Annotated in this window: 11 protein-coding genes and 2 pseudogenes; 6 read left to right on the top strand and 7 right to left on the bottom strand. The window is 37.1% G+C overall.

From position 1 onward, the window contains the following. Window positions 1-279 precede the first annotated feature (279 nt). Window positions 280-582, top strand: coding sequence for a putative quinol monooxygenase (locus IO68_RS25865; protein WP_000920558.1), 303 nt, complete (start codon window positions 280-282; stop codon window positions 580-582). Window positions 583-800: 218 nt separating this feature from the next. On the opposite strand, the pseudogene IO68_RS34060 reads toward IO68_RS25865, so the two are convergent. Next, a pseudogene (locus IO68_RS34060) lies at window positions 801-992 on the bottom strand (IS3 family transposase); the annotation flags it as partial. Window positions 993-1,178: 186 nt separating this feature from the next. On the opposite strand from IO68_RS34060, the gene IO68_RS25855 reads away from it, so the two are divergent. Continuing rightward, window positions 1,179-2,336 (top strand): iron-containing alcohol dehydrogenase, encoded by a 1,158-nt coding sequence (locus tag IO68_RS25855; protein ID WP_023013439.1) that lies wholly within the window; start codon window positions 1,179-1,181, stop codon window positions 2,334-2,336. A 75-nt stretch (window positions 2,337-2,411) separates the two neighbouring features. Beyond that, window positions 2,412-3,089, top strand: a complete 678-nt coding sequence (locus IO68_RS25850; RefSeq protein ID WP_023013438.1) for a type 1 glutamine amidotransferase domain-containing protein — start codon at window positions 2,412-2,414, stop codon at window positions 3,087-3,089. A gap of 163 nt (window positions 3,090-3,252) precedes the next feature. Here the strand turns inward: IO68_RS25850 and IO68_RS25845 are convergent, their stop codons facing one another. After that, entirely contained in the window at window positions 3,253-3,861 is a 609-nt protein-coding gene (locus IO68_RS25845) for a TetR/AcrR family transcriptional regulator (RefSeq protein ID WP_023013437.1), read from the bottom strand. 143 nt (window positions 3,862-4,004) lie between these two features. Here IO68_RS25845 and IO68_RS25840 point away from each other — a divergent pair, with 143 nt between their 5' ends. The 3 genes and pseudogenes from IO68_RS25840 to IO68_RS34320 form a co-directional block, all read left to right on the top strand. Then, entirely contained in the window at window positions 4,005-5,024 is a 1,020-nt protein-coding gene (locus tag IO68_RS25840; protein ID WP_023013436.1) for an NADP-dependent oxidoreductase, read from the top strand. Window positions 5,025-5,040: 16 nt separating this feature from the next. After that, complete coding sequence (locus IO68_RS25835) at window positions 5,041-5,679, top strand: glutathione S-transferase family protein (protein ID WP_023013435.1); 639 nt, start codon at window positions 5,041-5,043, stop codon at window positions 5,677-5,679. A 410-nt stretch (window positions 5,680-6,089) separates the two neighbouring features. Continuing rightward, window positions 6,090-6,376: pseudogene (locus tag IO68_RS34320) on the top strand (type II toxin-antitoxin system death-on-curing family toxin); the annotation flags it as partial. Between the two features lie 173 nt (window positions 6,377-6,549). Here IO68_RS34320 and IO68_RS34015 read toward each other — a convergent pair. From IO68_RS34015 to IO68_RS25805, 5 genes are all read right to left on the bottom strand, one after another. Continuing rightward, window positions 6,550-6,738, bottom strand: coding sequence for a hypothetical protein (locus IO68_RS34015; RefSeq protein WP_023013434.1), 189 nt, complete (start codon window positions 6,736-6,738; stop codon window positions 6,550-6,552). 2 nt (window positions 6,739-6,740) lie between these two features. Further along, a complete protein-coding gene (locus IO68_RS25820) occupies window positions 6,741-7,010 on the bottom strand; it encodes a hypothetical protein (RefSeq protein WP_023013433.1) in 270 nt (89 codons plus the stop codon). A 70-nt stretch (window positions 7,011-7,080) separates the two neighbouring features. After that, window positions 7,081-7,464, bottom strand: coding sequence for a transposase (locus IO68_RS34365; RefSeq protein ID WP_413540713.1), 384 nt, complete (start codon window positions 7,462-7,464; stop codon window positions 7,081-7,083). A gap of 34 nt (window positions 7,465-7,498) precedes the next feature. Further along, window positions 7,499-7,900: a transposase family protein gene (locus IO68_RS34360; protein ID WP_023013431.1), complete on the bottom strand. Its 402-nt coding sequence runs from the start codon at window positions 7,898-7,900 to the stop codon at window positions 7,499-7,501. 71 nt (window positions 7,901-7,971) lie between these two features. After that, complete coding sequence (locus tag IO68_RS25805) at window positions 7,972-8,310, bottom strand: hypothetical protein (RefSeq protein WP_023013430.1); 339 nt, start codon at window positions 8,308-8,310, stop codon at window positions 7,972-7,974. Window positions 8,311-8,318: the final 8 nt, after the last annotated feature.

The raw sequence follows: 8,318 nt of genomic DNA, 5'->3' as shown, positions 1-8,318 counted from the left end.
GGAGAGTGGTGGCAGTCCAAGCTTATAAATCTAAGGTAGAGTCAATTGGTCCTTATATAACTAAGATTGAATTTAATCATCTCATATCTTGATTTTTTGATTCAAATGTTAATGATATTAACTTGAATAAATTCATAGCATTATGTCGAAATAAAAATCTAAATTTTGGCTCAGCTATGGGAATTTTTTTTTAACTTTTATACAACAAAACTTTCTGACATGCATACATTAGCAATGTCAGAATCAGTTTGAATTCTAATCAATTGTGGAGTTTTAGTCATGCTTAAAACAGCTTTATATGTCCGTCTTGAAGCTAAACCAGGTAAAGAAGACGAAGTGGAAGCTTTCCTTAAAGCTGGTTTACCTATTGTAATGGAAGAACCTGCGACAGTTGCGTGGTTTGGCCTACGTCTTGGACCTACAACATTTGGTATTTTTGATGCATTTCCTGATGAGGCGGGTCGCCAAGCACATTTATCTGGCAAGGTTGCAGCTGCGTTGATGGCTCAGGCCGAAGAGCTATTTTCAGAGCCACCGTCTATTGAAAAAGTAGATGTTTTGGCGAGTAAACTACCAGCTTAAACCGACGCTTAAATGTATGAAATTGCTGCCTGAAATTTCGAATAAAAGGCAGCACTTCAACCCTGTGAGGTTTGTCTGAGGATTTTTATTCAAGTTGGGATACTTTATTGAATGGCTTAATCTCATCATTTACATGGGTCAATATCAAAACAGGGTAAATAAACGAATGCACCCATGTACATGCTTTATATTGAACTAAACTATCTAATTTAGCGTTGCATTTGTACATCTGCTAAACCGTGCCAATTTGCTTTTAAATATTCAATCACCTCTGTTTTGTATAAGCCATTCACTGTTTTAGCCAATGCGTTCACGACCATGTCAGTAGTCATACGTGTTGATACCTTTCATCCAACAATCGCTCGTGAAAATACATCAATAATAAAAGCGGTATAGAACAAGCCTGAATTTTTTAACCATCACTAAAGTCGCAAGCTGAAATAATTTTTTATAAAAATAGACGACTGGTCTATTTTTATGTATAGTTAGGATATGGTGTAGGCAAAAGCCACAGTGTTGTCCGATTTTTTAAAAGTTTATTTGATGAATAACGGTGGTTTTTCAAATCAATTAACTGATCATCCTAGGATAAAAATATGCTGAATTTTAACTTTTATAATCCGACCCGCATTATTTTTGGTGGCGATACAATAGCTAAAATCAATGACTATGTGCCTACAGAAGCAAAAGTATTAATGTTGTTTGGTGGTGAAAGTGCACGTAAGAATGGTACTTTAGCTGAGGTGCGTGAAGCATTAGGTGCAAGAGAAATTCATGAATTTGGCGGAATTGAGCCGAATCCGAGTTATGAAACCCTCATGAAAGCTGTAGAGCTGATTCGAGAACAAAAGATTGATTTCTTGATGGCTGTCGGTGGTGGATCGGTAATTGATGGTACTAAATTTATTGCAGCAGCAGTCAATTATACAGGGGATACATGGGAGATTTTAGAAAACCATGGTACTAAAATTACTCAAGCTTTGCCTTTTGCGAGTGTACTCACCCTTCCGGCAACTGGTTCAGAAATGAATAGCGGTGGGGTAGTCACCAGAAAATCGATCCAAGCCAAATTGTCATTTAGCAGCCCCTATGTTTTTCCGCAATTTTCCGTACTTGATCCGAATAAAACTTTTAGCTTGCCGACGCGCCAGTTAGCAAATGGCGTGGTCGATGCATTTGTTCATGTCATGGAACAGTACTTAACTTACCCTGTGAATGCACAAGTACAAGATCGTTTTGCCGAAGGTCTATTGCAAACTCTGATTGAGATTGGACCGAAAATCTTGGACGATTCAGCAGATTATGACACGCGTGCGAATTTGATGTGGGCTGCTAGCATGGCACTGAATGGGCTAATTGGAGCTGGTGTACCACAAGATTGGTCAACCCATTTGATTGGGCATGAGCTCACGGCTTTACATGGTATTGATCATGCTCGTACCTTGGCCATTGTGTTGCCGGCCAATCTACAAGTGCGTCGTCAAGAGAAGCGAGAAAAATTACTACAGTATGCAGCTCAAGTCTGGCAGATTGTAGAAGGTGATGAAGAACAACGTATTGATACTGCTATTGCTCGTACTCGAGCCTTCTTTGAGCAACTTGGATTGCCGACTCGTCTTAGCGATTATGGACTGGGGGAGACAGATATTGAGATCATCATTACGCAACTTAAATCACATAATCTGACACAGCTAGGCGAACATAAAAATGTTTCATTAGAGATCAGTCGCCAAATTCTCGAGATGAGCATCTAAGCTAAATGCGCGTATCTGGCATGCTCTGACCCTGTAACAATGCTCCTCAATCATGAAAATTATCGGAGAAATAACATGAAAATTTTAATCGTTTTAACCTCACACGATCAACTTGGCAATACTGGTAAGAAAACAGGTTTCTGGCTAGAAGAACTTGCTGCACCCTATTACACCTTTATTGACTCTGGTGCTGAAGTTACGCTGGCGTCGCCTCAAGGTGGGCAGCCACCACTAGATCCGAAAAGTAATTTAGCCGATGCTCAAACTGAAACCACTCATCGTTTTGAAGCAGATCCAACTGCAATGCAAGCATTAACACAGACGCACAAACTTAGCGAAATTTCTGTAGCTGATTATGATGCAGTGTTTTATCCAGGCGGGCATGGCCCATTGTGGGATTTAGCAGAAGATCCGATTTCAATTTCTCTGATTGAACAGGCGATTCAGTCTGGCAAACCTGTTGCAGCAGTGTGTCATGCCCCGGGTGTTCTTCGTCATGTGAAAGCGAGTAATGGAGCGCCTTTAGTTAGCGGTAAATTAGTGACTGGTTTCACCAATACTGAGGAGGCCGCTGTAGGTTTGACTGAAATTGTACCATTTTTAGTCGAAGACATGCTTAAAGAAAACGGTGGTCATTATTCTAAAGTGGATGATTGGCAAGTACATGTTCAAGTAGATGGCTTGCTGGTTACTGGACAAAATCCAGCATCTTCTGCTGCAACTGCTACAGCATTACTTCAATTGTTGAAATAAAGAGTAGCTAGTGTCTGTTGTGGTGCTTAGCAGTGAATAAAACTTCTGACTCTGAGCAACTGGCGCAATAAGCAAAAAAACCCTCACTTAATGGTGAGGGGCCTGAGTGAATAGCTTTCCTTCCTTTATTTTTCTATATACAGGAAGGAAGCTCCTTTAATTTTTATGAATCTTCACTTTTTAATAGAAATTTAGTTGCTCTCAGAGCTTGATGTAATGGTGTTTTATCTTTTTGCAACTTACTCAGTAATGCTGCACCTAACCACATTTGGTAAAGTACTTGTGCCAACGTCGAGGCCTCAGTATTTGCTTGAATAGACTGATCCTGTTTTCCCAAATCAATTAAACCAGCAATACGTTGGATTACATCATCCACGCCAGCGGACATAATGGAGCGCATATCTTCAGATAGATCGGCAACTTCTGCGGCAAGTTTCACAATTAAACAGCTATCCGCCCAACCACACTGTGTTTCAGGATCTTCTATCCATAAATTAAAATACTCAATCAGCTTTTGATAAGGGGATTTATCACTACGCCATACATCATTTAAACGGACTTGATAATTATCTACATAATGCTGTACCAATTCACATCCGAAAGCTTCCTTAGATTGGAAATAATGATAAAACGAGCCTTTAGGGATCTCACAGCTCTGTAAAATTTCCTGTAATCCTACACCGGTAAAACCTTTATGCAAAATCAGGTCTGAACTGGTATTAAGAATGTGTAAGCGCTTCGCTTCAGACTTTTTAATAGGAGTAGGCTTCATATTAATTATTTACTCTATTGTAAAAAATAGACCAGTCGTATTGTTTTTTATTATAACTCATCTACAATGGATGTAAAGAAATTTTAATCATAATTTTTGATTGTGAAGAGAAATACTTTTAAATAAAACATGGAGTTATATGTGTGAAAACAGTTATTAATCAACGCATCGTTTTAGCTAAACGGCCAGTGGGTGAGCCAAAACACAGCGATTTTCGTATTGAACAAGTTGAACTCAATGAACTTAAACAAGGCGAGATATTGTTAAAAACCATTTACTTGTCACTCGATCCTTATATGCGTGGTCGCATGAGTGATGCTCCTTCATATGCAGCACCGGTTGAAATTGGCGAAGTGATGGTCGGTGGAACAGTCAGTCAAGTGGTGGCCTCTAAAAACCCAAAATTCAAAGAAGGTGAGTGGGTTCTTTCTGGAAATGGCTGGCAGGGCTACGCAATTTCTAATGGGTCTGCCTGTCAAAGCTTAGGTATGCAACCTGAACATCCATCTTGGGCATTGGGTATTTTGGGAATGCCAGGATTTACTGCTTATATGGGGTTGTTGGACATTGGTCAGCCTAAAGCCGGTGAAACATTAGTCGTTGCAGCTGCAACGGGACCTGTTGGTGCTACGGTTGGACAAATTGGCAAACTTAAAGGTTGTCGTGTGGTTGGCGTCGCAGGTGGGCCTGAAAAATGCCGTTATGCAGTAGAAGAACTCGGCTTCGATGCTTGTATCAATCATCATGATGAAAATTTTGCAGATCAATTACAACAAGCAGCTCCCAATGGTATTGATATTTATTATGAGAATGTAGGGGGTAAAGTGTTTGATGCGGTATGGCCATTGCTTAACTCTGCGGCACGTGTACCGGTGTGTGGTGTAGTTTCTCAGTATAACGCTACCGAGCAAGCACAAGGGCCAGACCGTTTACCGGGCTTTATTTCCACCCTTTTAAAAAAGCGTATTCGCATGCAAGGCTTTATTATTTTTGATGATTATGGCAGTCAGTATCCGGAATTCTATCAGCAAATGTCTGAATGGTTGAAAGACGGAAAAATCAAATATAAAGAGCATATGGTGCAAGGTTTAGATAACACGATCAATGCTTTCAATGGTATGTTGAAAGGCGAAAACTTTGGCAAAGTGGTTGTAAAACTTTAAAAAAATAGGAATTATCATGATTACACTACATCATTTAGATCAATCACGTTCTTTTCGCATTTTGTGGTTACTTGAAGAAATCAAGCAGCCCTATGAGCTGAAACGCTATTATCGTGACTCAAGCACGCATTTGGCCCCTGAATCTTTAAAAACTATCCATCCTTTAGGGAAATCTCCAGTATTGGAATGGGATGGCAAAGTTATTGCAGAGTCAGGCGCAATCGTTGAGTTATTAATTCAGCAACTTGCGCCGCATTTAGCACCAGATATGGATGAACCTACCTATGTCGATTATCTACAGTGGATTCATTTCTCAGAAAGCTCTGCCATGCTGCCATTTTTGTTAAAAACGTTTAATGCGATAGAAACCAAGCATGGTACGAAGTTGGTATTTCTAGAAAATTATACTCAAGTTGAGTTCGATAAAGTATTTAGCTATTTAAATGAATATTTAAAAGATAAAGAATTTCTAGTCGCAGACCGTTTAACCGGTGCTGACTTTATGATGGGCTTTGGACTACATGCTTTAGTTTATCATATGGGACAAGGTGAAAATTATCCGCATATCCAACGTTATGTAGCAGGTTTAAGCCAACTACCTAGCTGGCAAGCCGCAGTACAAATTGAACAAAATGGTGTGAAAAGTCAAAAATAGCAAGATTGTTTTTTTTAAGGCAATTGAGAAAAAGAATCGTGATTGACAAGTACATCTAGTTATAAAATAAGCTGAAACTTATTTAAATTAAACGCCTAATGAATTTCATCGGGCGTTCTCTATTTTAAAGATAATAAATTACCATTATTTAAGACAAGTTTCGCCTATTCTCCACTGTAAATCCCTATCAAGAGAGCTTGAATATCGTGACGATTACGTTGAAAGATATAATCAACTTTTGAAAGAAAGAAACGTGACTAACGCACAGCAAGATTAAATTATTCCTCGGGGTATTAAACAAGTAAACCACATCATTTTAATAACATAAACACATGTGCGTAAAAATCACGCCCCGCTTGACATTTACATAGCGAGTAAAATATAGTCAGCATACTTTTTGCAACACCTCCAGCGTGTTAAGCAGAATTGATCAACAAATGTATTACATCAGGTTGATGATCTTTATGAAATAGCAGCTTGGTACGGTATTGCAATATCAAAAGAACATGCATTTGTTGATGGGAATAAACGCACAGGCCTTGCTGTAATGCTTACTTTTCTTTAAATTCAAGGCGTTAGTATTCAAGATAATACAGGGCTTGATGATTTAATGGTGGATATTGTTGAAAGTCAGGATGATCATGAAATTCTTGCACAAAAAGTTTCAGATTTCTTGTATGAGCTCTCAGAAATATAGTGAATTGAAGCTTTTTAGGTTGAATAATAATCAAACAAAATTAAAATAATAGAACAGCAAAATTGGACAAAATGTGGATGTTATTTGCACCTATTTTACGCCTAAAATTTAAAATTTTTCTAATAAGTTTTTGATTTAAAATATAAATAAAATTTCACTCGTCCAATCCATCATTAACACTCCACATTATGAAAAATTTCTCTTTCTCCCTCATTAGTCAGTTCAAATATTAAATTATTAACCCACGACTGTTCATTTTCTTTGATTATTTTTTCAATAGAATTTTGGGTATATTCATACCAATCATCAGTGCTATTATTATCTAATGCTTGTGCAAAAAGATATATTTTCATATCTTCCACATCTATTCTCCCATATGACCGATTATGAAGTGAGTAATTTCATTTAATCCTATTTCATCTTTCATACTCCCAAAATGTAAATAGGCTTTTGAATTATCCATATTTAATCTAGATTTAATATTTTTAAAAAATACTTCATCTTGAAGATCATCGATCAATTTAATTTTTTCTTTTTTATTATTAAATTCAATACTTTCAAGTAGATCTAAATGAGTACCAATGATAAACATCGGTATATTTCTACCATTTAACTCTTTTTGAATATTTTTCATATCTTTTTCAATTTGATTTTCTACAGATCCTTCATCTAAAATCCATTCATCAATAGACCTCTTGCAAAAATCATTTATTGACCAACTCCATGTTGTAAATTGCAGCAATCAAATTGAGGCGTAAACCCATGCGTTTACGCCGATTACGATAACGTTCAGCAAGAATTTTAAAGGTCTTTAATTTACCATTTACATGCTCAATTCGGATACGTCGTTTTCCAATTTCACGATTGATTTGCTTATGTAGCAGCGTTAATGGTTTCTTTTTGCTTGATTTTATGGGAATGAGGCAACTCACTCCTAGTCGATTCAAACCTTGATAGCCTTTATCTGCAAGCAACAACCCTTTGTATCTTTGTTTTTTGCGTTGCCTTCTAAATAATTGAACATCATGCACACTACCGTGTGCAATGGCTGTTGATATGATCTGACGTGTTTCGTAGTGAATCATCAGCTGGGCTTTGATGGTGTGACGCTTTTTCTTGCCGCTATAATACTTTTTCTGTTTTTTTGGGACGTTCTATGGTTATCTCGGTAGCATCAACCACGACAACTTCCCAATCTAAACCTTCACCTTGTGGTAATTTTTTAGGTAAATGAGATTTATTGGATTTTATTAAGATATTCTCAATCTTTTGAATAATTCTAGAAGCATTAGATTCATGTATACCATAGCTCATCGAAACATGAAAAAGTGTTCGATATTCACGCCAATAACTTAAGGTCATCAATAGCTGATCTTTAAGCGAAAGTACAGAAGGTCTTCCTCGTCGACTAACACTTTGAGCAGCTCTCAATACTTCAAGCATTTCTGCAAAAGTTGAGGTTTGTATTCCGACAAGTCGTTTAAACTGGCTGTTTGACAGTGTTTTTACTTTTGAGTAGTTCATGGAACAATAATAATCGAAAATGGCGTATTGTTTGATACAAAAAACGACCAATAAATTGATCGTTTTTTGATTTATGCAAGAGATCTAATTTTAAATAGGTAAATAAAAATATCAGCATTTTTAAGTGCTTTTAACCATTGTTCATAATTAGAAGTAACTCCACTATAATCTTTTTGAATACTATTCAAACGAACATCCCAGCCAAGATCTGCTAGTTTCTTTTTGCTAATTTTAACTTTCTCAACACCAATTGTTGCCTCATGCTTTAAAGTAATTTCTCCCTTAAGTAAATAATTAAGAAGCGTTGTTTTACCAGTAGTACGCTGCCCTAAAATGACAATAGATTTACCATTAAATAGTTTTTTTAAATTTTTCCCAATTATTGTAAATAAAATAGCTTGATACGCCACTTATAGCT

The sequence above is a fragment of the Acinetobacter sp. COS3 genome (assembly GCF_000475335.1).
Taxonomy (GTDB): Bacteria; Pseudomonadota; Gammaproteobacteria; order Pseudomonadales; family Moraxellaceae; genus Acinetobacter; species Acinetobacter venetianus.
Note: the sequence above shows the minus strand (reverse complement) of the source record. Positions and strands in the feature narration are given on the sequence as shown.